A 24,452-nucleotide genomic window follows, 5' to 3' on the forward strand; every position below is an offset into this window, starting at 1 on the left:
TTTTTCAAGCTGCCTTTATTGCTTCCTACTATGACCCTGTATTTTCTACCTACTATCAACAAAAACGAGCAGAGGGTAAGCATCACAAAGTAGCTGTCGGAGCAGTTGCCAGAAAACTATGCCATACCATTCATGCAGTCTTAAAAAACAATACACCATATGAAATCAGACAATAAAAACTAATCTCATATGATTTTAGGCTTGTGAAAACAGGTCTTTTTGTTATGCATAAATTTACATCTGATATTCAAAAACTTTTTCACTTACCTATTGACTTTTAATAGTTGGTCTTTCTATAAAATAGTATGGATATTCTTCTGATCTATTCAATATATTTCATATAAAATAAGATAGAGCGGAATATCATCTACTATATAGATATGTTATTAATTTAAATTTGTGCAATCATAATTCTCCAAAAACCCTAATTATTTTCCATAAAAATTACGCTTAAACCCTATAGGTTCAAGCGTAATTTTTAACTTTCAACAATATAACTTTTAAGTTCCAAAAAAGCATCATCCAGGTGAGGAGGGCTCCATGCTCCACTTCTACATAGATAGATACCGTCAAAATCGATCTTGTAAAGCTCTTCCAGGGAACTTTCATTATAATCTATCTTTCCCCAAAAATTGTATTCTTCAGAATCTTCCCGTTTAATCCAATTATAGTCAAAATTCTCCCCTAACTCTTCTTGTAACATTTCTGCCCAATTACCGCAATTTATCTTTTCATTTGGCTTACGATATTGATACATGTCATGATGATGATCAATATTAAATACTCTTACAAGCTTACTTTTTCTTACTTCAAGAAATTTGTATACCAGCTCATACATATATCTATGACTATCATTTACATATTTTACAGTATTCTTATTGTAGGATTTGATATATCGAATCAATTCCTTCAAATTTTCAAATTTATTATCTAATATACCAATATCTTTTATATCGTATGTTTCATAAAATGGTTCCCAGATTTCTTTTCTCATATCTTCTGTCAAGATGTCATCAGGGGTATCAGGAAAACAAGTATTACGGGTTTCGTTACTTGTATCAATAAAATAATCCCAATCTATGCTTAATAAATTTATCATGTTTACATAACCTTTCTTTCTTAATTGTTGTTTTAATTATTAACAAAATTATAAAAAATAAAAGTTATTTATCATGTTCTTACTACAAGAATAGATGATTAGTATCCATTTATACAATGAATTTTAATAGAAAAGATAAAAAAGTGTAAACATTTCTACAATAATCCTTGTTTTACAAAAAATTTATAGCTTTGAAACATCTGTTTCTCTGATTTTCTTTCTTAATGGGTATATATAGGAAGGAGAAACAGATAATTCATCAATTTTCATTTTTAAGAAAGTTTCGGTAAGGCTGCTGTCTGCTGCAAGTTCACCGCATATTCCAACCCAGATACCAGCTTGATGAGCATTATCTGCAATCATCTTAATAAAACGTAGAATTGCCGGGTGATGAGGGTCATAATGTTTTTCAAGCTTCGTATTCTGCCTGTCAATAGCGAGGGTATATTGGGTTAAATCATTTGTACCAATACTAAAGAAATCTACTTCCTGTGCGAGTATATCTGAAATTAGTGCTGCCCCAGGGGTTTCAATCATAATGCCCTGCTCAATATTTTTATATGGAAGCTTCTCTGCATCCAGTTCCCTCTTTACCTCTTCTACAATCTTTTTAACTTCCAGAACTTCCTCCAGAGAAATAATCATAGGATACATAACAGCAAGATTGCCATATGCACTTGCTCTTAATAAAGCACGTAACTGTGTTTTAAATATTTCTGTTCTATCCAGGCAAATTCGAATGGCACGATAACCCATGGCTGGATTTTCTTCTCTTTCTAGATTGAAATAATCAACCTGTTTATCCGCTCCAATATCCAATGTACGAATTATGACTTTTTTACCTGCCATGTTTTCTGCAACCATTTTATAAGCTTTAAATTGTTCCTCTTCCGTAGGATAATGATCTTTTTCCAAATATAAGAATTCACTTCGAAACAGCCCTATTCCCCCCGCATCATTCTGTATTACGGAGGCTAAATCACCAGTACTTCCAATATTGGCAAATAGATCAATTCTTTGGCCGTCTATTGTAATATTCTCTTTGTCTTTTAATTCTTTAAGCAGCTCTTTTTTCTTTCTGTCATCTTCCTGTTTTTCCTTCATGTTTTCATAGGTGGACTGATCCGGGTCTATATAGAGAGTACCGGTAAAACCATCCACAATAGCCAGCTTCCCATTCAATTCCTCATAATCTTCCATGAGTACATTAATAAGGGCCGGTATATTCATAGTACGTGCTAATATTGCGGTATGTGAATTAGTTGAACCATGTACTGTAACAAAGGCTAATACCTTTGATTTATCAAGTTGTACCGTTTCACTGGGAGCTAAGTCATCAGCTAATATGATGGAAGGTTCTTTCGTTAATACATTATCGGAAACTTCCCCACTTAATATAGTAAGTACACGTTCGGAAATATCTTTCACATCGGCAGCTCTCTCTTTCATATAAGCATCCTCCATGGAAGCAAATATGTGATAAAAATTGTCTGCAGTAACAGCTACGGCATATTCTGCATTAACTGACTGGGTATCTATAATATTCTTAACAGAATCCAGATAATCCATATCTTCCAACATCATTTGATGTACTTCAAATATAGCGGCCCCATCACTTCCTACTTCTGCTACAGCCTTGTCATAGAGATTTTTTAGCTGTTCTATAGCAGCATCCTTAGCTTTATTAAATCGCATCCATTCTTTATCTGTATCTTCTATATGATGACGTTTTACTTGTTTATCTTTTTTTTTAAATACAGCTATTTTACCGATAGCGATACCGTTAAAAACAGTCTTTCCTGTATACGTAATCATTGCTTACCTCCAGTTTCTCATTTTACAGGTTATTCTTAAAAAATTCTTTCAATTCTAAAGCAGCTTCATTTTCATCTTCACCTTCTACAGTTACGGTAATTTCATCATTTTGCTTTATACCAAGGCTCATAATTCCTAATATTCTTTTTCCATCTGCTGATTTATCATTTTTTGTAATTTGGATATTGCTTTTAAAACTTCCTGTTTTTTTCACCAGTAATCCAGCAGGTCTTGCATGTAGTCCCAGTTCATCTTTAATGGTATAATTAAATTGTTTCATAAAAAATCCTCCCGTTTTCATTTATGATTTATGTTTTTATTTTTTAATTCTTGTACTTTCTTATAGTATACTATTATGTTTGCATTTTTATATTGGAAATTCTATATATATATTCAGATTTTATCATTTTATAGATTATCTGTTTCGTTATCATATATTATCTCCATAATTTTATCCCCTTTACTGATTTTTTGATTTATGAAGAGATTCATCTCTTTATAATGATCTGAATTGGTAATTATAATTGGAATCACTGTATCATAACCTATTTCTTTTATTCTGTACAAATCAAATTCCAGCATTAACTCCCCTTTTTTCACTTTATCACTTGTTTTAACATAGGCTGTAAAATATTGACCGTTTAATCTTACCGTATTCAGTCCAATATGAATAAGCATTTCCATACCTTGATCAGATAAAAGACATATGGCATGAAGTGTTGAAAATATAGAAATAACTGTACCGTCAAATGGTGCATATACCTTTCCATCCTCTGGCAGAATTGCTATTCCTTTGCCTAGAACTTCTGAAGCAAAAGCCGGATCATTTACTACACCTAGAGGCTTTACTATTCCACTTATAGGAGAATCTACACGGATACTAATTTTAGATTTTTCTTCCTGTATACTTTCTTTTTCCTGTATGTTGTTCCATTCCAGGATACTTTCACTCACAGAATTATCTTCTCTTCCGGATTTGTTTCCACTTTCAGATATGTTATTCCTTTCCTGATAATAGTTGTCATTAATAACGTTTTTCTTAAGCAGATCATATACATTATTGACTTCAGGTCCTATTACTACCTGATATTGTGATCCTCTTCTTACAATACCATGTACGCCTGTAATACTTTTTATTTGTTCATCGTTAACTTTACTCTCGTCTATCAGCCGGAATCGTAACCTTGTAGAGCAATGGCTTATACTTAATATATTCTCAAATCCACCAATGAACGATAGGATTGCCTTTGCGGCAGCTACATAATCCATTCCTTAATCCTTTCTTTTCATTCAACTTTCCTTGTGAAACTTTTACAGACTAAGGCGTTGTTATTCTTTTTATATGAATGGTAAGATACATCATTTCATCTTCAGGAACCATTATGTCGTATTCCTTTTCCATAAATGACTTTACTTTTTCAGCACATTTATAAGCAGTTGCATATTGCTTTTTTACCATATCGTATAAATCTTCATCCTTATCTGGTTCTTTCATTCCTAATAGATTTCTCTGAGCAAAGAATTTTAGATGGGTAACAAATCTTTCATAATATAAGGAGTCCTCATTAATATTTATTTTATAAGAATATCTTACAATGCTAAGGATTCCTTGAATCATTTTAGTCATATCCATTGCATAACTCATATCCGTATTTAATTCCGCATTTAAAACATGCATGGCTATAGAAGCAGCTTCCTCCTCCGGTAATTTGACTCCTGTTTTTTCAAAAATAATCTCCAGAGCTCTTACCCCTACTGCAAATTCTTTTTGATAAAATCTTTTAATCTCCCATAACAGGGCATTATAAAATATTTGACCTTGACGGAACCTTTCAATGGCAAAACTAATATGGTCTGTTAAAGTGAGAATAATGGTTTTGTTTAATTCCTTATTCAGAATCTTATCTGCATATTGAATAATCTCATTGGAAGCTTGTATATGTTCTAAAGGCATATCTGTAAAAAGTTTTTTAAGTTGATCGGCCTCAGACTGATTATCCATGATAAATATTTTTTCAATTTTTTCATGGTCGATCTCCTGATCCGGTTTTTTCATAAACCCGATCCCTCTTCCCATTACAACAACTTCTCTGCCTTTTTCATCATAGGAACTTACAATATTATTATTAATTATCTTCTGGATTAACATGTTTATAACCTCATTTTATCTCTATATAAAAAAACAAACCATGCCTTATACAGATAGCAACTCTCTATCTTTTACAAAGCTGGTTTTGCCTACACTGGTAGTAACAATCCGTTCCTATTCAATTCATACAAAATAAAAAAGTAATGATTCTTTTCTATACATTAATACTATCATAAGTTTCTGCTCCAGTCAATTAATTTATTCATTTTGTATTATATAGAGGCGTTACTTCCATTTTTATGTACATTTTCCCATATTGGCTTATATAATAGTTTTATATGGGTTTTTGCACTGGTTTTTGGAAAGGATTTAATAAGAAATTGGCATTATTCTACATAATTTCCTATTATAAAACCTATTAATTTAAAAATTGTCAGCGCGCCAGTTTAATGTTGAATTTTCCCAATAAAAGAAACTATAACTTACAAATATATTGCATAAAGACAAGGAATGTTCTCATAAATTATTATGGAATAAAGAATGAAACTAGGCTCTTATGAAAAAGAAAGAAAAAGTTCAAATCATTGTTCAATGCAGTGAATATGAGAATAATTATGAGCAAGTAAAAAGTATGGGTAAAATTAAATATAAATTACCCATGATTGATTCTTATGTTATAGAAGTAAACGAAGAACGGCTGGATTATTTACAGTCCAAACATGAATTGTTAAGTTTCGAACTGGATACTCATATAACTGCACAGATGAACCGTGCTTCAGAGATCATTGAATTAAAATGGGCACACGAAAGAAATATAATGGGTGAAGGCATAGGGGTTGCTGTAGTTGATACCGGGCTATGCCTCCATAAAGACTTTACGGAAGGTACCAACCGTGTAAAAGGTTTTTACGATTTAATACACGGTAGAACAGAACCTTATGATGATAACGGCCACGGCAGCCATGTAGCCGGAATTATTGGCGGTAGCGGCTTTCTTTCCAACGGAAAATATGTGGGTGTAGCTCCCAAATGCGATCTGCTAGGGATAAAGGTATTAGATCAAAAAGGAGATGGCAATATTTCAGATGTTTTGGCAGGACTTCAATGGATTATTGATAACAGAGAAAAGTATAACATCCGAATCGTAAATATATCCGTAGGTACTACTACTAAAGATAATATTGATGAGAATTCTTTATTGGTAAAAGGCGTTAATGCAGTTTGGGATTCAGGTATCGTTGTGGTTGTGGCAGCGGGTAACAACGGACCTGGTCCCATGTCCATATCCACTCCGGGAATCAGCAGAAAAGTCATTACAGTGGGTTCCTCCGATGACAGAATATCCGTTGAATTATTCGGAAGTAAAACAATGGACTATTCCGGAAGAGGTCCTACTGCTGCCTGTATAAAGAAGCCGGATATTATAGCACCGGGTTCTAACATAATCTCCTGTGGTACTATGAAGAATTATCAGCGCTACCGTTATAATTTAAAGAACAACCCCAGAAGCGATGCTTACAATATTATGTATACGGTTAAAAGCGGCACTTCCATGGCCACCCCTATTGTTTCCGGTGCCATTGCCCTTTTATTGTCCAGATATCCCTATATGACAAATAAAGATATAAAACTAAAGCTGCGGGAAAGTGCTATAGATCTAGGCCAGCCATGGGCAAAACAAGGATGGGGATTATTAAATATACCAAGATTACTTTCTTAAATCTAATATGTCATTCTGATACCAAAAGGATGAAAAATCTTATTCTCTCAATAAGATTCCCCATCCCTGGGAATTTGACCTTGTTGAATTCCCACTCAGAATGACATTTTTTAATATTTCTATGATTTTTCTTAAGAAAAATTCTATTCTAAAAATTCTTTTACTTTATCAGCTTAGAAATCACCTTAAATTTGTCATTACCAGATTCCCTTGTTAATTCAAATAAAATTGATTCATAAGTTGTAACGATTGCTCCTTCCTGTATCATTCTCTGTATTGCAATCTTTTTATCATTTTCTTTTCTGGAACTTATGCAATCTTCAACTATAACAACCTGGTAACCCTCTGCCAAACAATCAATAACAGTTTGCTGTACACATATATGTGCTTCTATTCCACATATAATAATATTTTTTTTCTGATAGCTCTTTATTTTTTCTAAAATAATTCCATCATCACAGCAGCTAAATGTAGTTTTATTAAAATATTGAAAAGAAGCACCAAATACATTTTGAAGTGATTCCACTGTCATACCCAGTCCTATTGTATACTGTTGCGCAATTACCATAGGAACTTTTAATTCATTTAAGCCTTTTAATAATATTTCTGTATTATGAAGTAATATTTCTTTTTTATCTATTACCGGAATTAATTTTTCTTGAAAATCAATAACCATTGCCAGGCTGTCTTTTTTATCTATCCGCATATGTTTCTCCTCTAACTGTGCATAATGTAATTTATAATATTATATCACCCATTGTTTTACATTACAATGATTCCTTATGTCGATTTATGTATATGAAATACTATATTTTTTTACGGATTAATAGGAAAGCAGTCAAGCTTTGCTACATATTATACAATGTAAAAACAATTAGGAGGCTCATACATGAGTGATTTAGCAGCTACACATTGTGGCGACAGATGTGACAGAAGGGATAGTGGATTTTCATGCATTCTGATTATAATCATATTACTTTGCTGCTGTAATGGAAATAACGGTTTATTAGGCGGCGGATTTACCACTGATTGCGACAATGGTTGCAGTAGCATAATCGTTATCATCCTTATTTTATGCTTATGTGGTAATGGCAACGGCTTCTGTTTCTAATCTAGCCATAATTAAACCTATCTAAGTCAATTTGAAATGAGTAAAGAGAAAAGCCGCTGATACAGCGGCTTTTCTCTTTATCTTCTAGTTCTATCTGTTCTTTCATTCATTCGATTTCTTTTTGCCCTTTCAAAACAATCTAAATCTATTTCATATACGGTATTATCATCTATAATTAAGGAATCATTATCTTTTTCATTTATATTTAATCTTGACGGGAAAGGATCATTCTCCACACTTTTTTGATCTGTTTGCCTGGTAATTTTAACTTTTCTAAAATTATTATAGTCCATAATTATTGCCTCCTTGTATATATATTTTGTATTGATTAAATTATTAATCATTACAATATATGATTTTTTTTATCCATTGACCGTAAAACAGGTTGAATACATTTTAATTTTCTTATATACTTAAAATATTACATGAAAGAGGTGATTGTTATATCTGGTTCAATATATGGAAATTTATTTAGAATATCTACCTGGGGTGAATCTCACGGAAAAGGAATCGGCGTTGTTGTGGATGGCTGTCCTTCGGGATTACAACTAAATGAAGAAATGATTCAAGCTTATTTAAATCGGAGACGTCCCGGACAAAACAAATATGCTACTGAGAGACAAGAAAAAGATCTGGTTGAAATATTATCCGGTGTATTTGAAGGAAAAACCACTGGTACACCTATTTCCATGGTTGTAATGAATACCAATCAACGTTCTGTTGATTATAGTGATATTGCCAATTATTACCGTCCTGGTCACGCTGATTATACCTTTGACGAAAAATACGGGTTTCGTGATTATCGAGGAGGGGGTCGTTCCTCCGGTCGGGAAACCACGGCACGTGTTGCTGCAGGAGCCATAGCAAAATCAATTCTGAGCCAGTTAGGTATAGAAGTATGTGCATACACAAAATCTATTGGTGATATAACCATTGATTATAAAAATTGCAATAAAGAAAATATTTTAACAAGTCCTGTTGCAATGCCTGATTTGACAGCTTCTTTATTAGCAACGGAGTTACTTGAAAAAAGAATGGAAGAATCAGATTCCACAGGTGGTGTTATTGAATGTATTGTTACCGGAATGCCTGCCGGAATTGGAGAACCTGTTTTTGAAAAATTAGATGCCAATTTAGGGAAAGCTATACTATCTATAGGAGCCATTAAGGGAATTGAATTTGGTTCCGGATTTAATGCTGCCTTATCCTCTGGTTCTAAAAATAATGATAATTTTCAAATTAATGAGGATGGCAAAGTAATCAAATTATCTAATCATGCAGGTGGAATTCTTGGGGGAATCAGTGATGGCTCAGAAATCATATTCCGAGCAGCTGTAAAGCCAACTTCTTCTATAGCTAAAGCACAAAAAACAATCACCAAGACCGGTGAAAATATAGAAGTAAGTATACATGGACGTCACGATCCCATTATTGTACCACGTGCTGTTGTTGTAGTGGAATCCATGACTGCTATTACCTTAGTTGATATGTTATTTATGAACATGACAGCCCAAATGGATCATATTAAAAAAATATACAAAAAATAATGATTAAAGTGTCAAAAGCACCGAAGGTGATATTCTGGTACAAGATATTGCTTGGTAAGCGAGCTTACACATCAATATCCTGTACCAGAATAAGTGCTACGCACCTTTTGACACCTTAATCAATAATCCAAAACTTACACATTGGAGAACTTACTATGGAACAAGTGATCGTATTAGGAACAGGAAATGCTCAGGCACTGAATTGTTATAATACCTGTTTTGCACTAAAAGAAGGTAACGAATATTTATTAGTAGATACTGGTGGTGGCAATGGTATCTTAAAACAATTAAATAATCAAAACATACCGCTTAATCAGATTCACCATATATTCATAACCCACGAACATACGGATCACATCTTAGGTATTCCCTGGATGATTCGCTTTATAGGCGCTTTGATGAATCAAAATAAATATGACGGTAATTTATATGTATACTGCCATTCTGATTTAGTGAATACAATAAGAACTATTGTTGAATTGATTGTACAAAAAAAATTTTACAAATTCGATGACCGTATGTTCCTGGTTCCATTAGAAGATGGTGATACAAAAGAAATCTTAGGTAATCAAATAACATTTTTTGATATTAAGTCAACAAAAGTAAAGCAATATGGATTTAGTTTAATTCAGCCTAATGGTGATAAGATAACCTTCACCGGAGATGAACCTTATCGTGATGCTATACAGGAATATGTGAAAGAAAGCACCTGGCTATTCCACGAAGCTTTCTGTTTATATTCCCAGCGGAAAATTTTTAAGCCCTATGAAAAATATCACAGTACCGTAAAAGATGCCTGTCAGTTAGCAGAAGAACTTAAGATACCAAATCTACTGCTTTGGCATACAGAAGATAAAAACATATTGAGCAGAAAAACTCTCTATATGGAGGAAGGAAAACAATATTATAGTGGCAATCTATTTATTCCAAATGATGGTGAAATTATAAACTTAATAAACCAATAAAAACATTAAATGGAAGAACACTTATCCCTAGATACAATCGGGGTTAAGTGTTTTTCTTTTGCCCCGAAAATATTTCATTTTATACATTGACAGTAGAGAAAAAATGTGTATAATTATTATTGTTTCAGTTTAGCAAGACTAAACTTTAAGTTTAGTATTTTAAAATATTCTCAAGGAGGCATTTTGTGAAGATTGGCGAAAAAATCAAGGAATTACGTATTCAAAAGAGTTTAACCCAGGAAGAATTAGCGGATCGAGCAGAACTTTCTAAAGGATTTATCTCACAATTAGAAAGAGACTTAACCTCTCCTTCCATTGCTACCTTGGTTGATATACTCCAATGTCTCGGTACAAATTTAGAAGAATTTTTTACTGGTTCTTCCTCCGAGCAAGTGGTATTTAAAAAAACAGATTACTTTGAAAAATATGATAGCGAATTAAAGAACGAAATAAAGTGGATTATTCCAAATGCACAAAAAAATATGATGGAGCCTATTCTTTTAACCTTAGAACCAGGTGGTTCCACCTATCCGGATAATCCTCATGAAGGTGAAGAGTTTGGTTTTGTATTAAGTGGAAGTATAACACTCCATATTGGTAACAAAACCTTTAAAGCAAAAAAGGGCGAATCTTTTTATTTCACTGCAAGTATGAATCATTATATTACTGCATCCGATAAAAGCGGTGCTTCCCTTATATGGGTATCCACTCCACCAAGTTTTTAATATTATTTATGATACAAAGGAGGCATTATATGGCTGGTAATAAGCTTATTGATTTGATAGACATCACAAAAGTTTATGATGATAATACTGTACTGGATGGACTAAATCTATACATAAGAGAAAATGAGTTTCTGACCTTGCTGGGCCCTAGCGGCTGTGGCAAAACTACTACTCTTAGAATTATCGGTGGTTTTGAGAATCCAGACTCCGGAAAAGTGATCTTTGACGGTAAAGACATTACAAAACTTTCTCCTAATGAAAGACAATTAAATACAGTATTTCAAAAGTATGCCCTGTTTAGTCATATGACTATAGCTGAAAATATTGCATTTGGGCTTAAAATAAAGAAAAAAAGCAAAACTTATATAAATGATAAGATTAAATATGCCTTAAAGTTAGTGAATTTGGATGGCTTTGAAAATCGTACGCCAGATTCTCTTAGCGGTGGTCAACAACAACGTATTGCAATTGCCAGAGCTATTGTAAATGAGCCAAAAGTCCTCCTTTTAGATGAGCCTTTAGGTGCACTGGATTTAAAATTAAGACAGGATATGCAGTACGAATTAATTCGTCTGAAGAATGAGCTGGGAATTACTTTTGTCTATGTTACCCATGATCAGGAAGAAGCCTTGACCATGTCGGATACTATCGTTGTTATGAACCAGGGATATATCCAACAGGTAGGTACTCCTGAAGTCATATACAACGAACCGCAGAATGCCTTTGTTGCCGACTTTATCGGAGAAAGCAACATTATCCCTGCTACTATGATACAAGACAGATTAGTTAACATCCTTGGAACGAATTTCCCATGTGTGGATGAAGGCTTTGGAAAAAATACTCCTGTAGATGTAGTAATTCGTCCGGAAGACATTGATTTGGTTAAGCCGGAGGACGGTATTATTAAAGGTCGCGTTACTTCCTTAATCTTTAAAGGAGTTCATTATGAAATGGATGTATGGGCAAACGATCATGAATGGTTAGTGCACAGCACAGATCTATTCCCAGTAGGGAGTGAAGTTGGAATCTCTGTAAATCCTTTTGATATCCAGATTATGAACAAACCAGAATCTGAGGATGAAGAGGCGGTGATAATGGATGAAGAGTAGAAAATGGCTGTCATTTCCATATATTATATGGATGGCTATATTTATTATCATCCCATTGCTAATGGTTATCTATTATGGCATAACTACAAAGAGTGGTACCTTTACCTTTGATAATTTAGCCCTGATTGCAGATCCTATAAATCGTACTGCATTATGGCTGTCCATAAAATTATCCGTTGTCAGTACTCTTATTTGTTTAGTCCTTGCCTATCCACTGGCCCTGATTCTTAATAATATGAAATTAAAAAATAATAGCTTTATTGTTTTAATATTCATACTTCCCATGTGGATGAATTTTTTATTAAGAACCATTGCATGGCAGAATATATTAGAAAACACTGGTGTTTTGAATACGATCCTGAAGTTTCTTCATTTGCCAACTTTAGAATTGATCAATACACCTTCCGCTATCGTATTTGGTATGGTATATAACTTTTTACCATTTATGATATTACCAATATATAATGTACTGATTAAAATAAGCGATGATACCATCAATGCAGCCAGAGATTTAGGAGCGAATTATTTTCAAACCTTTCTAAAGATTATATTACCATTAAGTTTTCCTGGTATTATTAGCGGCATTACTATGGTATTCGTTCCTTCCCTAACAACCTTTGTTATTTCAACGATTTTAGGGGGAAGTAAGGTTGTATTAATCGGTAATGTCATTGAACAGCAATTTAAAATGATTAACAACTGGCATACCGGCTCTGGTCTTTCATTGGTATTAATGGTATTTATTCTGATCAGCATGGCAATACTGGCTAAATATGATAAAGAAGCGGAGGGCAAAAGTGTATGGTAAAAAAATTAGGACAAAAATTATATATAGCGCTCATATTACTATTCCTTTATGCCCCCATATTTATATTAATCGTATTATCCTTTAATAACTCCAAATCCAGATCCAAATGGGGCGGTTTTACTTTTAAGTGGTATGTGGAGTTATTCAAAAATGATAGTATTATGAATGCACTTTATACCACGTTAATTATCGCATTTTTATCAGCTCTGATTGCTACCATAATTGGTACTGCTGCTTCCGTTGGGATGAACAGCATGAGAAAAGTACCAAGAACAATTTTAATGGGAATCTCCAATATTCCTATGTTAAATGCTGATATTGTTACAGGTATCTCCTTAATGGTTTTATTTTTAGCTTTTAATTATACACTGGGATTTTCCAGTGTTTTAATGTCCCACATTACTTTTAATATACCTTATGTAATATTAAGTGTAATGCCTAAATTGAAACAGTTAAATAAAAGTACCTATGAAGCTGCTCTGGATTTAGGAGCAAGTCCTAGTTATGCTTTTTATAAAGTTGTATTACCTGAGATATTTCCAGGTGTATTATCCGGTTTTTTATTATCCTTTACTATGTCTTTAGATGACTTTGTAATAACCCACTTTACAAGGGGTAATTCCATAGACACACTATCCACTAAGATTTATGCGGAAGTACGTAAAGGTATCAAGCCGGAAATGTATGCTTTATCAACTCTTCTATTTACTTCTGTATTGATTTTATTAATTATAGTCAATCGACGAAATGATAGAATGAAACATCATGAAAAAAACAGGTCCGTTAAATAGGAGCTGTTTTATAATTTATTACCAATGGATTTTACAAGTGATAAAAGCAGGAAGTTTGAAAGAAAATATATGTTTAGAAAGGAAGCCACGAAATGCTTCTTTCAACTTAATTTAGTGGCAGTATCACATCTGTAAGCAGAGCATCATATCTGTAACAGATATGATATATAATGGGTGTAAAAATGAAAAGAATTGTAATAGCTTTACTACTGGTTCTTACTGCTGTTGTTGGTTTAGCCGGCTGTAAAAAGAGCAACACTCCAACTATATATGTATACAATTGGGGAGAATATATTGATCCGGAAGTAATTAAAATGTTTGAAAAAGAAACCGGAATTAAGGTTAAATATGATGATTTCGTACAAAACGAGGATATGTACCCTGTAATTCAAACCGGCTCTGCAAAATATGATGTGGTATGTCCTTCCGATTATATGATTCAGAAAATGATCAAAGAAGACTTATTACAAGAGATTAATTATGATAATGTACCAAATATATCTAATATTGATCCAACCTATTTAAAAAGTGCTGAAGAATTTGACCCAGGTAACAAATACAGCGTACCATACTGCTGGGGAACCGTAGGTATACTATATAACAAATCCATGATAAAGGCTGATATAGACAGCTGGGGAGCATTATTTGACAAAGATTTTATGAAAGCCAATGGTTATGATGGAAAAGTTCTTATGATTGACAGTGTAAGAGATGCGCTTGGTATCGCTCTTGTTTATTTGGGATATTCCTTAAATTCCACCAACCCGGCTGAATTAGAGGAAGCTAAAAATTTATTAAAAGATCAATTCCCAATGGTTGATGCTTATGTAGTTGATCAGGTTCGTGATAAGATGATCGGCGGAGAAAATCCTATCGGCGTTATCTATTCTGGTGAAGCAATCTACACCCAGAGAGAAAACCCAGACTTAGAATATGTTGTTCCTAAAGAAGGCTCAAACATATGGATTGATGGATGGGTTATTCCTAAGAATGCACCAAACAAAGAATACGCAGAAAAATGGATTGATTTTATGTGCAGACCTGACATTGCCTTAAAGAATTTTGAATATATTACTTATTCAACTCCAAATTCTGCTGCAAGAGAAATGATTGAAGACGTAGATATTAAGAATAGCACCATTGCTTTCCCTGATTCTTCTATATTGGAAAGATGTAAAACATTCCATTATCTAGGAGAAGAAGTGGAAACATTATACCTTAATAAATGGAATGAAGTAAAGTCAAATTAAACTCTTTAATTGAGAACTCTGAAAGTATCTGTAAGCCTTTCAGAGTTCTTTTATTTATAGTTATAAATACGGTTTAAAAAAAAGAATAATATCTCCTTCTCACTGAATAGGTAAATCCATAATCAATTATAACTGGACGCCCGTTAATGATACCCCAGCTGGTAATCCTTGCTAAATCTTTCGGTATTAAATTATACTTATATAAATTATACCTTATTGGTTCCAGATAAAAAAGTTCTCTATAATTTCTTACATTAAAATACATAAAAATATATGAGAAGTTCCTCATCCTTTCCGCTTTTTCCATAATAAGAAATCTATAGTCCATTGATGCATTTGGAATTTTCGCAAATAGATTAGTTTGATCTGCTAATGCAATTTCATATTCAACCTGATTTTGTGCAATTCCTTTTCTATTTTTCGCCACTTTAACAACATATCCATTTTCCAGATCAAATACTCGTCTTCCAGACCCTGAACCAATATAACGATACATTCCTTCTCTTAGATTATAATTAATCCCATCATAGTTAACATCTTTGATTACATTCATTCAATCGGCACCCACTTTGCTTATCTATTTATATTCAACGATTTGAATTCTAACATACATTATCATATATTATCATATTAATTCTGGGGCTATAGGTTCATATAATTCGACAATAATTTATATTTTTTGAATAATTTCTTTCACTGTAGAAGGTTGAGAAAAATCATCAGTAATTTAATATAAAAAATTAAAAAATTTTTATATTAAAATGGAAATTGGTCAAACATTCTTACATATTATATATCGTGATTATAATTAGGAGGCTCATTATGAGTGATTTTTCAATTACAGGTTGCGGTAGAGAAAGGGAATTTGAAAGAGACAGAGAATGTTTTGAAACGAGAGGACGTGGATTCGGAGGAAGTTCATGCATTTTAATAATAATTTTACTTCTTTGCTGTTCCGGTAATTCTGGAGGCTTCTTTGGTGGAAGTGAAAATAATTGCAGTTGTATAATTATTATTCTACTTTTACTCTGCTGCTGCGGTGATGGTTTTGGTTTCTAATTTTAATATTTAGCGTATTTTTAAAGTAATTTATTTCAGTATTAGAATCAAGGGAACACCAAAAATGGAGTTCCCTTGATTTATGTTTTGCCTTGGAGTTTATTGAGAATCTGGAAGTGCTTATTGAACTTTTATAGGACTCAATTTCTTACTACATTTCTTTCTTCCCCATGGAAGAATGCCTTTATATTCTCATATACTTCCTTTACGCATCTGGTTCTTGCTTCAACGGTTGCCCATGCTATATGCGGGGTAATGATTAATTTATTGCTGTCTTGTATTCTTAATAATGGATTATTTGGGAGCATTGGTTCGATACTGATTACATCCAAACCAGCACCAGCTATTTCTCCATTTTCCAGAGCATTGGCAAGTTCTTCTTCATTAATGATAGGACCTCTTCCAAGGTTTAACAAAACAGCCGAATCTTTCATTTTCACAAAGGCTTCTTTATTCATGAGATTTTGTGTTGTACTATTTAATGGTGCATGTATAGATATAATATCAGCAGTGGATAGCAAAGTATCAAAATCTACTCTGGTATATGTTTGATTTGAATTATTACCGGAGGTAGAATAATAGATTACATTACATCCGAAGGCTTTTGCAACCTCTGCTACTCCCCTACCAATTTCGCCTAATCCGATGATTCCCCATGTCTTTCCGTCTAGTTCATTGAATTTATAATCAAAGCAGCTAAATATATCTCTTCTTGAATATTCACCGGTTTTTACAAATTGATCATAAAAGTTCAGCTTTTCATAAATATAGAAGAGTAATGCAAAGGTATGCTGAATCACAGATTTGGTAGAATAACTTTTTACATTAGTAACGGTTATTTGATGACCATTGGTATACTGAAAGTCAACGTTATTCGTCCCAGTTGCTGTAAGGCAGACTAGTTTTACGTTTTTTGCCTTACTTAATAATGCTTCATTAACAGCAATCTTATTTACTATAATAATATCTGCATCCTTAATTCGACCTGCATTTTCTTCAGGATTGGATTTGTTATACTTTATTACTTCACCATATTCATCAAATATGGATAAATCCACATCACTTCCCAGTGTGTCTGTTTCCATAAATACTATTTTCATGCACTACCCTCCTATTAACGGATTCTTTCCGGAAAACCTACTTTCTTTTGTACCTTGCGAAGTGTTTTGGTAGCATAATAATTTGCTTTTTCTCCATTCGCTTTAATAATTCCGTCAATATAAGCTTTGTCTTTTGACAATTCTGCCACTTTATCCTGAATTGGCTTAAGAACAGATAATACAGATTCTCCAACAGCTAATTTAAAATCTCCATATCCCTTACCGTCGAATTCTTTTACAACTTCATCCACTGTTTTATTAGTTGCTGAACTATAGATATCAATTAAATTCTTAATTCCAGGTTTATCATCCGAATATATAATTTGATTATCGGAGTCTGTTACTGCTCTCTTAAACTTTCTGATAATGGAATCCGGATCGTCCATTAGATAGATGCTTGCATTTGGATTCTCGTCGGATTTGGACATTTTCTTAGCAGGGTCTTGTAAACTCATAATCTTAGCACCTACTTTTCCAATGTAGGGCTCCGGAATGGCAAATACGTCACCATAGATACCATTAAATCTTTCTGCAATATCTCTTGTAATTTCAAGATGTTGTTTTTGGTCAACCCCAACTGGAACCACATCTGTCTGGAATAATAAAATATCTGCTGCCATTAATACCGGATAAGTAAATAAACCGGCATTAATATTATCTGCATGTTTTGAGGCTTTATCTTTAAACTGTGTCATTCGATTTAGTTCACCCATATAGGTAAAACAATTTAATATCCAGCTAAGCTCTGCATGACCGGAGACATGGGATTGATAATAGATACAGTTTTTCTCAGGGTCCAGACCAGCTGCAATATATAAAGTCAATAAAGCTCTTGCTCTCCTTCTTAATTCAGCCGGATCTTGCCGGATTGTAATAGAATGTAAATCAACAACACTAAAAAAGCATTGATACTCATCATTCTCTAAGGATATCCAATTCTTTAATGCTCCTAAATAATTTCCTAAAGTTAAATTACCTGTAGCTTGCATTCCGCTAAAAAGTACTTTTTTTCCATCTAACATATTCTTACACTCCTTTAAATATTAGGTTAAATTAATTATGACTATTGATCCATAATAAAAATAAATAAAAAAAGACTTCTATCCTAGTATTATCTACTGGGACAAAAGTCATTATAAACTTCTGCGGTACCACCCGGCTTGGCATTATGGCGCAACTGCACCTGCCCTCTCTTATCATGTATGATTGCTGCATTTTAACTAAATGGAAAATCATATCCACTTGCTTTTGCTATCAAAACCTCAGCTTATACTCATACATATTCATTGATATCGGGTTGAATTCCCGTCGGGCATTACTAGGCTTAAACCGTTCCTCCCGATCCTATAAGTCCATTCCATATAGAATTTGTTACTGCATTCCACCCTGGCAGCTCTCTGTAAATAAATATCTATACTTACTATTCTTAATTATTGGATTTCTTATTCATTTTATAAAATTAGTATATCCATGTTCATGATAAAAGTCAATTCATTTTTATACTTACCACATATCACATTCATGCAGATATGTTACCTATGTGATTATAGATTTGTCACTTTGTTGTTAATGTGTATTTTAATTACAAATTTGCTGTTCTTGTTACAGATGTTCATTCTACTTGCAGATTTGTCCTTTGTTGCAGATGTTCAATCTATGCAGATTTGTCACCTTATAGCAGATGTTCACTCTATGCAGATTTGTCACCTTATAGCAGATGTTCACTCTGCCTGCAGATTTTTCTTCCCTTTCCTTCTTTATATAAATCAATCTCTAGGATTGCTTAAATACTTCTATTTTTCCACCCAGATTTTCAATTCTTTATGAGATATCTCACATTAATAATGTTGACATGTTATCTAACTGATGGTACAATTATACAAAATAGATTATTAATTTATATATTATTTATACAAATTATATAATCTTCGACAAAATAATGATTTTGAGAAGCTTTGCTAGAGATTGATGTGCATTAAATATAAAGATATTATGGAGGAATTCATAGGTTTTTAATAATGCAATACGAAATACTCTAAGTAAAGCTTTTTCATTTTCTGACCAAGTGGGAGGTGGCAGTTAATATTATTTATTTTTCTATAATATAAGAATAAAATTGAGGAGGTTTTTTCGTTATGAAAAAAGGGTTATTTTTATTAATTACTGCTATTATGGTATTGGGTTTAGCAGGATGTGGGAAAAAGAAAAAAACGGAAGTAATGATTTACACTTCTATGTATGAAGATATTATAGACGCGATGCGTACAACTTTGAATAATGAGTTTCCTGATATTGATATTGAATTCTTCTATGGCGGAACCGGTACCCTTCAGGCAAAAGTTGCCGCTGAAATCGATTCCGGAAAACTTGGCTGCGATATGCTTATGGTTGCTGAACCGGCATATTCCTTAGAACTAAAAGATGCCGGAGTTTTAGAGCCATATAAATCAAAACATGCCGAATCTCTGGCTTTTGATTATGACAAGGACGGATATTGGTATCCGGTTCGTATTTCAAACATGGTGCTTGCTTATAATCCTGATAAATATAGCAAAGATGAGATTCCTAATTCTTTCTATGATTTCGCATATGATTCCAGTGTAAAAGATATGGTTTCCATGTCCAATCCATTAACATCAGGAACTGCAATGGCTTCAATTACTGGCTTACTTGAAAAATATGGTGAAGAATATTTTCAGGCATTAGGTAATCAAAATGTTGCTATCGAATCCGGATCTGTTGCATTAACAAAACTGGAAACAGGGGAATGTAAAGTTATTATGGTTCTTGAAGAATCTGTTTTAAAGAAGAGAGAAGAAGAAGGCTCCAAACTGGAAGTTATCTATCCAACTGATGGTACTATTAATGTTCCATCTACTATTATGACCGTTAACGATAAATGGAACGCTAATCAGAACATTGAAGCAGCAAAGAAGATAACTGATTGGTTCTTATCTGAAGAGGGTCAAGATGCTATTGTAAAAGGCTGGATGCACTCTGTCCGTTCTGATTATCCAAATCCTCCTTATGATGCAATAGCAACTTCCGAAATCTTAAAGAATATTATACCTGTTGATTGGGAGAAATGTTATAAGGATCGTGAGGAAATCAGAACCTTATTCCAGGAACACGTAACCATTCCTGAATCAAAATAGTAAAAATTAAATTTATACATAAATACGAAACAGGGCAGCGCTTTGTTAAAAGCCTGCCCTTTACAAAGTAACTTACTAAAGCTATTCTACTTACTAAATAGAATTGGAGTGATTATTACGGCTAGATCTGTTAACTACAAAGTAAGAACAAAAGGCAAATTTAATTTTGATTTCAAATGGATAGTGATATTTGCAATTATAGCTTTTCTTCTTATCTTTCAGGTTTTTCCATTACTTTATTTAATCATTCGTTCCTTTTTCCCAAATGGAAGTTTTTCATTAGAAGGATTTAAGCGAATTTATTCTTATGCCCTGAACTGGACAGCCCTTAAGAATACCATTATCAGTGCCGGTCTTGCAATGATTTTTGGTGTCTTATTAGCTTTTCCATTGGCATGGCTGGTTGGAAGAACCAATTTATACGGTAAAAAATTCTTTCGGACACTATTTGTTATGACATATATGGTACCACCTTATGTAGGTGCAATGGCGTGGCTGCGTCTGTTAAATCCCAAGGTTGGTACATTAAATGTATTTTTGCAAAACTTATTGGGACTTTCCGAAACTCCCTTTAATATTTATTCTGTTGGCGGTTTGGTGTGGGTTTTAACAACCTTTTATTATCCTTACGCCTTTATTACCATATCCAGAGCCATGGAAAAAATGGATCCTTCCCTGGAAGAAGCTTCCCGTATATCCGGTGCTTCACCTTTAAAAACCTTATTCACCATTACTTTACCAATGATGCTGCCTAGTATTGTTGCGGCCGGTTTGCTGGTATTTGTAGCTGCTGCTTCCTGCTATGGAATTCCTTCTATTGTTGGTGCACCGGGGCAAATCCATACAGTAACAACCCGAATCATTGATTATGTATATATCGGTTCTCAGGAGGGACTAACGGATGCCACTGTTCTGGCTGTATTTTTAATGGCTTTGGCATTGATTATTCTATATGTTTCCACCGTGCCCATTGGTAAGAAACAATACATAACCGTATCCGGTAAATCAACAAGACCGAATATAGTGGATTTAGGTAAATGGAGATTACCCATTACCATATTGATCTCTATTTTTGCTATTATTGTTGTTGTAATTCCATTTGCAACCGTACTTACCACATCTTTCACCGTGAATATGGGTGAGTCTTTAACACTTAGTAATTTTACAACAAAATACTGGAAAACCATATTTACCAGAAAGTCCATAATCGGCTCTGCCCAAAATAGTATTTTATCAGCTATCCTGGCAGCTACCTTCGGAATGATTATTGCCTGTGTCATGGCTTATTTATTAAAGCGTACAAAGGTAAAGGGAAAAGGAATCCCGGACTTCTTAATCACCGTTGGTTCCGGTACCCCCAGTGTGGTTATTGCTCTATCCTTAATTATGACTATGAAAGGCAAATTCGTTATTAATATATATAACACTTTATCCATTATGGTTATTGCCTACATGATCAAATATATGTTAATGGGAATGCGTACGGTAGTCTCTGCATTCTCACAAATAAGTCCTTCCTTGGAGGAAGCAGCTCAAATCTCCGGTTCAGGCTGGGCAAGGCGTTTTAAAGATATTATTATTCCTCTCATATTGCCATCCATTGTTGCAGGTTGGTTTTTAATATTTATGCCTTGTTTTTATGAACTTACTATGTCCACCTTATTATATTCTACGGACACAAAAACTTTAGGCGTTGAATTATATACCTACCAAACTTATCACAGCCAGCAAACAGCCTCTGCCTTGGCATCTGCCATTTTAGCCGTTGTCATTGCTGCCAACTGGTTACTGAACAAATTAACCGGCGGTAAGTTTTCAATATAAAGAGGAGGAAATACATATGTCTGTCGTTACTATATCCAATGTTACAAAAGCCTTTGGAGATGTTGTTGTACTGGAACATTTCAATGATGAATTTAAGGACGGAGAATTCATCACCTTACTGGGACCATCCGGCTGCGGTAAAACAACCATGCTTCGCATGATTGCCGGATTTGAAAAACCAACTTCCGGAGAAATTAAAATAGATGGTACTGTGGTAAGTTCTAATAAAACTTTCCTGCCACCTGAGAAAAGGGAAATCGGTATGGTATTCCAATCCTATGCCGTATGGCCCCATATGAATGTTTTTGATAACATAGCCTATCCTTTGAAAATTAAAAAGATACCAAAAGATATTATTCATAAAAAAGTTATGGATATTCTTGAGGTTGTTCATCTCAGCCAATATGCAAAAAGAATCCCCGCCCAGCTATCTGGTGGTCAACAGCAGCGTGTTGCATTGGGACGAGCCTTAGTGGCAGAGCCAAAGCTATTATTACTGGATGAACCTTTGTCAAACTTAGATGCAAAGCTACGTGAAAGTATGCGATATGAAATCAAGGAAATTCAGAAGAAACTAGGAATAACCGTAGTCTTTGTTACCCATGATCAAGTAGAAGCCATGACTATGTCAGACCGGGTATTTGTAATAAACCGTGGCGTTGTTCAACAGGTAGGAACACCATACGAAATTTATTCCAAACCTTCCAACCAGTTTGTGGCTGACTTTGTAGGAAAGGTCAATTTTATGAAAGGTACTGCTTCAGGAGGTAAGGTTTCACTTACCGGCATAGGCAAAGATATTCCTTATCACGGCGGGCTAAAAGGCAACGTTATTGTTACAATTCGCCCGGAAAATATACAGTTGGTGGAAAAAGATACGGATACATTGGAAGGAACCTTAGAAAAAATTTATTTCTTAGGCAATGAAAATGATTGCTTTATTAATATAAATGGAGTTGCCCTTCGTACAAACGCTCCTTCCCACTTTCATGATACATTAAAGGTCGGACAGAAAGTATATTTAAAATTGAAGGATTATTTAGTCCATGAAGATGACGGTAATAATGAAGAAATTACCAGAATAGTGACTTAATAAAAATTTAGTTTACTAATGCACGTACGCTTTGCCCTGAAGTTTTGTAAAAAACTCAAAAAGTGTTAATTGGGCCTTCATAATGACTCAATTTATATTTTGTAAGATAACGTGGTGTATAGGATAAATTTTGCTACCTTACCCTCGTGCGGCATGGCCTTGGTAGAGTCTCAAAGCGCATGACAAGTATCGCAGAGGGTGATACTCGTCACTGAGTCTCTAGTCGGCCATAAGCAGCCTTCTCGGCCGGATGACGCAAAATTTATCCTATACACCACGTTATCTAATTTACTTTATTAAGAGTCATTACGAAGGCCCAATTAACACTTTTGAGTTCAATTACGTAGTGAGGCAAAGCTGTTTTTACTGAATTCGTTATAAACTAGTAAGCATTTAGATATATAAGTAAAATGTATGCTTAATTTGCTTTATTAAAGGCTTTATTAAGTAATTTTCTATAAATTAATTACTAGGAAAATTAGTGTGAAAGAAAGTAAATTAAGCCAAAATCGTGCTGTAGACATAAAAAGAAGGCTCACATAGTGAACCAAAAATAAAGCTTTTATAAAAAGAAGTACGTACATTTTTATTTATTGCTATAACTTCGTAGTACTAGTTTATATGATAAATTTGGTAATAACAGCTTTGCTTCACAACGTAAATTAAACTCAGAAAGTACTCATTGAGCTTTCGTAATGACTCACTTAAACTAAATTAGGATAACAGGGTGTATATTATAAATTTTGCGTAATCCGGCCGACAGGGTAAGGTAGCAAAATTTATAATATACACCCTGTTATCCTTGAACATATAAATTGAGTCATTGCGAAAGCTTTAATGAGCACTTTCTGATTTCCAACAAACTACAGAGCAAAGCGTCCTACCAATGTCGTCAACTTAAGGACACTACCGTCATATTGTATATTTATTTATAGGTGTTTTGGTTAAAATGCGAATTGACAAACAAATGTTCCCTCCAAAATGTTATTAGATACATTTTATCTATTAAATTTTGGAGGGATTTTTATGTCTATTCGTAATAACTTAAAGGATTTTTTTCAAGAAATGAATACTCTTCTTACTTCTAATGAGTTTATTGAACAACACAGAGTAAACAACTCAGCATTTTCAAGAACGAGGAAGTTAGCCTTTACAGATATTATTCACTTTCTTTTAACACTTCCTCAAAAAT

The 24,452-nt window shown here is 33.7% G+C and carries 23 protein-coding genes; 13 read left to right on the forward strand and 10 right to left on the reverse strand.

The genetic code is table 11. The annotated features are described in order from the left end of the window. Window positions 1-478: 478 nt before the first annotated feature. The 5 genes from BM183_RS18820 to licT form a co-directional block, all read right to left on the reverse strand. Window positions 479-1,099, reverse strand: a complete 621-nt coding sequence (locus BM183_RS18820) for a hypothetical protein (RefSeq protein ID WP_091688896.1) — start codon at window positions 1,097-1,099, stop codon at window positions 479-481. 183 nt (window positions 1,100-1,282) lie between these two features. Beyond that, entirely contained in the window at window positions 1,283-2,914 is a 1,632-nt protein-coding gene (gene ptsP / locus BM183_RS18825; RefSeq protein WP_091688898.1) for a phosphoenolpyruvate--protein phosphotransferase, read from the reverse strand. Window positions 2,915-2,936: 22 nt separating this feature from the next. Next, on the reverse strand, window positions 2,937-3,194 hold the full coding sequence (locus BM183_RS18830) for an HPr family phosphocarrier protein (RefSeq protein WP_091688900.1): 258 nt from the start codon (window positions 3,192-3,194) through the stop codon (window positions 2,937-2,939). A gap of 128 nt (window positions 3,195-3,322) precedes the next feature. Then, window positions 3,323-4,183 carry a PTS sugar transporter subunit IIAB gene (locus BM183_RS18835; RefSeq protein ID WP_091688902.1) on the reverse strand — a complete coding sequence of 287 codons (861 nt, stop codon included), beginning with the start codon at window positions 4,181-4,183 and terminating at the stop codon, window positions 3,323-3,325. A gap of 49 nt (window positions 4,184-4,232) precedes the next feature. After that, a complete protein-coding gene (gene licT, locus BM183_RS18840; protein ID WP_091688904.1) occupies window positions 4,233-5,063 on the reverse strand; it encodes a BglG family transcription antiterminator LicT in 831 nt (276 codons plus the stop codon). Window positions 5,064-5,766: 703 nt separating this feature from the next. Between licT and BM183_RS18845 the strand changes: the two genes are divergently transcribed. Next, window positions 5,767-6,723, forward strand: a complete 957-nt coding sequence (locus BM183_RS18845; RefSeq protein WP_091688934.1) for a S8 family peptidase — start codon at window positions 5,767-5,769, stop codon at window positions 6,721-6,723. A gap of 160 nt (window positions 6,724-6,883) precedes the next feature. Here the strand turns inward: BM183_RS18845 and BM183_RS18850 are convergent, their stop codons facing one another. Further along, window positions 6,884-7,429, reverse strand: a complete 546-nt coding sequence (locus BM183_RS18850) for a hydrolase (protein WP_091688906.1) — start codon at window positions 7,427-7,429, stop codon at window positions 6,884-6,886. A 183-nt stretch (window positions 7,430-7,612) separates the two neighbouring features. Between BM183_RS18850 and BM183_RS18855 the strand changes: the two genes are divergently transcribed. Beyond that, entirely contained in the window at window positions 7,613-7,834 is a 222-nt protein-coding gene (locus BM183_RS18855; RefSeq protein WP_091688908.1) for a hypothetical protein, read from the forward strand. 77 nt (window positions 7,835-7,911) lie between these two features. On the opposite strand, the gene BM183_RS18860 is transcribed toward BM183_RS18855, so the two are convergent. Beyond that, a complete protein-coding gene (locus BM183_RS18860) occupies window positions 7,912-8,127 on the reverse strand; it encodes a hypothetical protein (protein WP_091688910.1) in 216 nt (71 codons plus the stop codon). Window positions 8,128-8,277: 150 nt separating this feature from the next. Here BM183_RS18860 and aroC point away from each other — a divergent pair, with 150 nt between their 5' ends. The 7 genes from aroC to BM183_RS18895 all read left to right on the forward strand — a co-directional run bounded on the left by aroC (window position 8,278) and on the right by BM183_RS18895 (window position 15,029). After that, window positions 8,278-9,381, forward strand: coding sequence for a chorismate synthase (aroC, locus tag BM183_RS18865; protein WP_091688936.1), 1,104 nt, complete (start codon window positions 8,278-8,280; stop codon window positions 9,379-9,381). Between the two features lie 155 nt (window positions 9,382-9,536). Next, window positions 9,537-10,346 (forward strand): MBL fold metallo-hydrolase, encoded by an 810-nt coding sequence (locus tag BM183_RS18870; RefSeq protein ID WP_091688912.1) that lies wholly within the window; start codon window positions 9,537-9,539, stop codon window positions 10,344-10,346. Window positions 10,347-10,531: 185 nt separating this feature from the next. Then, a complete protein-coding gene (locus tag BM183_RS18875; protein WP_091688914.1) occupies window positions 10,532-11,071 on the forward strand; it encodes a helix-turn-helix domain-containing protein in 540 nt (179 codons plus the stop codon). Window positions 11,072-11,100: 29 nt separating this feature from the next. Then, the gene (locus BM183_RS18880) at window positions 11,101-12,180 is read left to right on the forward strand and encodes an ABC transporter ATP-binding protein (protein ID WP_091688916.1); all 1,080 of its coding nucleotides are present in this window, start codon (window positions 11,101-11,103) and stop codon (window positions 12,178-12,180) included. Next, window positions 12,170-12,988, forward strand: coding sequence for an ABC transporter permease (locus BM183_RS18885; RefSeq protein ID WP_091688918.1), 819 nt, complete (start codon window positions 12,170-12,172; stop codon window positions 12,986-12,988). The genes BM183_RS18880 and BM183_RS18885 overlap by 11 nt, the downstream gene beginning before the upstream one ends. Then, the gene (locus BM183_RS18890; protein ID WP_091688920.1) at window positions 12,982-13,779 is read left to right on the forward strand and encodes an ABC transporter permease; all 798 of its coding nucleotides are present in this window, start codon (window positions 12,982-12,984) and stop codon (window positions 13,777-13,779) included. The genes BM183_RS18885 and BM183_RS18890 overlap by 7 nt, the downstream gene beginning before the upstream one ends. Window positions 13,780-13,961: 182 nt before the next feature. Beyond that, entirely contained in the window at window positions 13,962-15,029 is a 1,068-nt protein-coding gene (locus BM183_RS18895) for an ABC transporter substrate-binding protein (protein ID WP_091688922.1), read from the forward strand. A 73-nt stretch (window positions 15,030-15,102) separates the two neighbouring features. Here BM183_RS18895 and BM183_RS18900 read toward each other — a convergent pair whose 3' ends face one another. After that, the gene (locus tag BM183_RS18900) at window positions 15,103-15,582 is read right to left on the reverse strand and encodes a hypothetical protein (RefSeq protein WP_091688924.1); all 480 of its coding nucleotides are present in this window, start codon (window positions 15,580-15,582) and stop codon (window positions 15,103-15,105) included. 269 nt (window positions 15,583-15,851) lie between these two features. On the opposite strand from BM183_RS18900, the gene BM183_RS18905 reads away from it, so the two are divergent. Next, window positions 15,852-16,088, forward strand: coding sequence for a chorion class high-cysteine HCB protein 13 (locus BM183_RS18905; RefSeq protein WP_242961054.1), 237 nt, complete (start codon window positions 15,852-15,854; stop codon window positions 16,086-16,088). 140 nt (window positions 16,089-16,228) lie between these two features. On the opposite strand, the gene BM183_RS18910 is transcribed toward BM183_RS18905, so the two are convergent. Both BM183_RS18910 and trpS read right to left on the reverse strand, forming a co-directional pair. After that, window positions 16,229-17,188 carry a D-2-hydroxyacid dehydrogenase gene (locus BM183_RS18910; RefSeq protein WP_091688926.1) on the reverse strand — a complete coding sequence of 320 codons (960 nt, stop codon included), beginning with the start codon at window positions 17,186-17,188 and terminating at the stop codon, window positions 16,229-16,231. Between the two features lie 14 nt (window positions 17,189-17,202). Then, window positions 17,203-18,210, reverse strand: a complete 1,008-nt coding sequence (trpS, locus tag BM183_RS18915) for a tryptophan--tRNA ligase (RefSeq protein ID WP_091688928.1) — start codon at window positions 18,208-18,210, stop codon at window positions 17,203-17,205. Between the two features lie 1,113 nt (window positions 18,211-19,323). On the opposite strand from trpS, the gene BM183_RS18920 reads away from it, so the two are divergent. From BM183_RS18920 to BM183_RS18930, 3 genes are read left to right on the forward strand one after another with little or no spacing between them, the layout of a single operon-like run. Next, on the forward strand, window positions 19,324-20,343 hold the full coding sequence (locus BM183_RS18920) for an ABC transporter substrate-binding protein (protein WP_091688930.1): 1,020 nt from the start codon (window positions 19,324-19,326) through the stop codon (window positions 20,341-20,343). Window positions 20,344-20,385: 42 nt separating this feature from the next. Then, a complete protein-coding gene (locus BM183_RS18925; RefSeq protein ID WP_242961055.1) occupies window positions 20,386-22,167 on the forward strand; it encodes an ABC transporter permease in 1,782 nt (593 codons plus the stop codon). 16 nt (window positions 22,168-22,183) lie between these two features. Beyond that, window positions 22,184-23,260 carry an ABC transporter ATP-binding protein gene (locus BM183_RS18930; protein ID WP_091688932.1) on the forward strand — a complete coding sequence of 359 codons (1,077 nt, stop codon included), beginning with the start codon at window positions 22,184-22,186 and terminating at the stop codon, window positions 23,258-23,260. The last annotated feature ends 1,192 nt before the right edge of the window (window positions 23,261-24,452 follow it).

This window comes from Anaerocolumna aminovalerica (assembly GCF_900115365.1).
GTDB lineage: Bacteria > Bacillota > Clostridia > Lachnospirales > Lachnospiraceae > Anaerocolumna > Anaerocolumna aminovalerica.

Excerpts from the sequence above, each read along its gene's own strand:
- BM183_RS18820 (WP_091688896.1), bottom strand. The coding sequence starts at position 1,099 with ATGATAAATTTATTAAGCATAGATTGGGATTATTTTATTGATACAAGT.
- ptsP (WP_091688898.1), bottom strand. The coding sequence starts at position 2,914 with ATGATTACGTATACAGGAAAGACTGTTTTTAACGGTATCGCTATCGGT.
- BM183_RS18830 (WP_091688900.1), bottom strand. The coding sequence starts at position 3,194 with ATGAAACAATTTAATTATACCATTAAAGATGAACTGGGACTACATGCA.
- BM183_RS18835 (WP_091688902.1), bottom strand. The coding sequence starts at position 4,183 with ATGGATTATGTAGCTGCCGCAAAGGCAATCCTATCGTTCATTGGTGGA.
- licT (WP_091688904.1), bottom strand. The coding sequence starts at position 5,063 with ATGTTAATCCAGAAGATAATTAATAATAATATTGTAAGTTCCTATGAT.
- BM183_RS18845 (WP_091688934.1), top strand. The coding sequence starts at position 5,767 with ATGAACCGTGCTTCAGAGATCATTGAATTAAAATGGGCACACGAAAGA.
- BM183_RS18850 (WP_091688906.1), bottom strand. The coding sequence starts at position 7,429 with ATGCGGATAGATAAAAAAGACAGCCTGGCAATGGTTATTGATTTTCAA.
- BM183_RS18855 (WP_091688908.1), top strand. The coding sequence starts at position 7,613 with ATGAGTGATTTAGCAGCTACACATTGTGGCGACAGATGTGACAGAAGG.
- BM183_RS18860 (WP_091688910.1), bottom strand. The coding sequence starts at position 8,127 with ATGGACTATAATAATTTTAGAAAAGTTAAAATTACCAGGCAAACAGAT.
- BM183_RS18870 (WP_091688912.1), top strand. The coding sequence starts at position 9,537 with ATGGAACAAGTGATCGTATTAGGAACAGGAAATGCTCAGGCACTGAAT.
- BM183_RS18880 (WP_091688916.1), top strand. The coding sequence starts at position 11,101 with ATGGCTGGTAATAAGCTTATTGATTTGATAGACATCACAAAAGTTTAT.
- BM183_RS18885 (WP_091688918.1), top strand. The coding sequence starts at position 12,170 with ATGAAGAGTAGAAAATGGCTGTCATTTCCATATATTATATGGATGGCT.
- BM183_RS18890 (WP_091688920.1), top strand. The coding sequence starts at position 12,982 with ATGGTAAAAAAATTAGGACAAAAATTATATATAGCGCTCATATTACTA.
- BM183_RS18895 (WP_091688922.1), top strand. The coding sequence starts at position 13,962 with ATGAAAAGAATTGTAATAGCTTTACTACTGGTTCTTACTGCTGTTGTT.
- BM183_RS18900 (WP_091688924.1), bottom strand. The coding sequence starts at position 15,582 with ATGAATGTAATCAAAGATGTTAACTATGATGGGATTAATTATAATCTA.
- BM183_RS18905 (WP_242961054.1), top strand. The coding sequence starts at position 15,852 with ATGAGTGATTTTTCAATTACAGGTTGCGGTAGAGAAAGGGAATTTGAA.
- BM183_RS18910 (WP_091688926.1), bottom strand. The coding sequence starts at position 17,188 with ATGAAAATAGTATTTATGGAAACAGACACACTGGGAAGTGATGTGGAT.
- trpS (WP_091688928.1), bottom strand. The coding sequence starts at position 18,210 with ATGTTAGATGGAAAAAAAGTACTTTTTAGCGGAATGCAAGCTACAGGT.
- BM183_RS18920 (WP_091688930.1), top strand. The coding sequence starts at position 19,324 with ATGAAAAAAGGGTTATTTTTATTAATTACTGCTATTATGGTATTGGGT.
- BM183_RS18930 (WP_091688932.1), top strand. The coding sequence starts at position 22,184 with ATGTCTGTCGTTACTATATCCAATGTTACAAAAGCCTTTGGAGATGTT.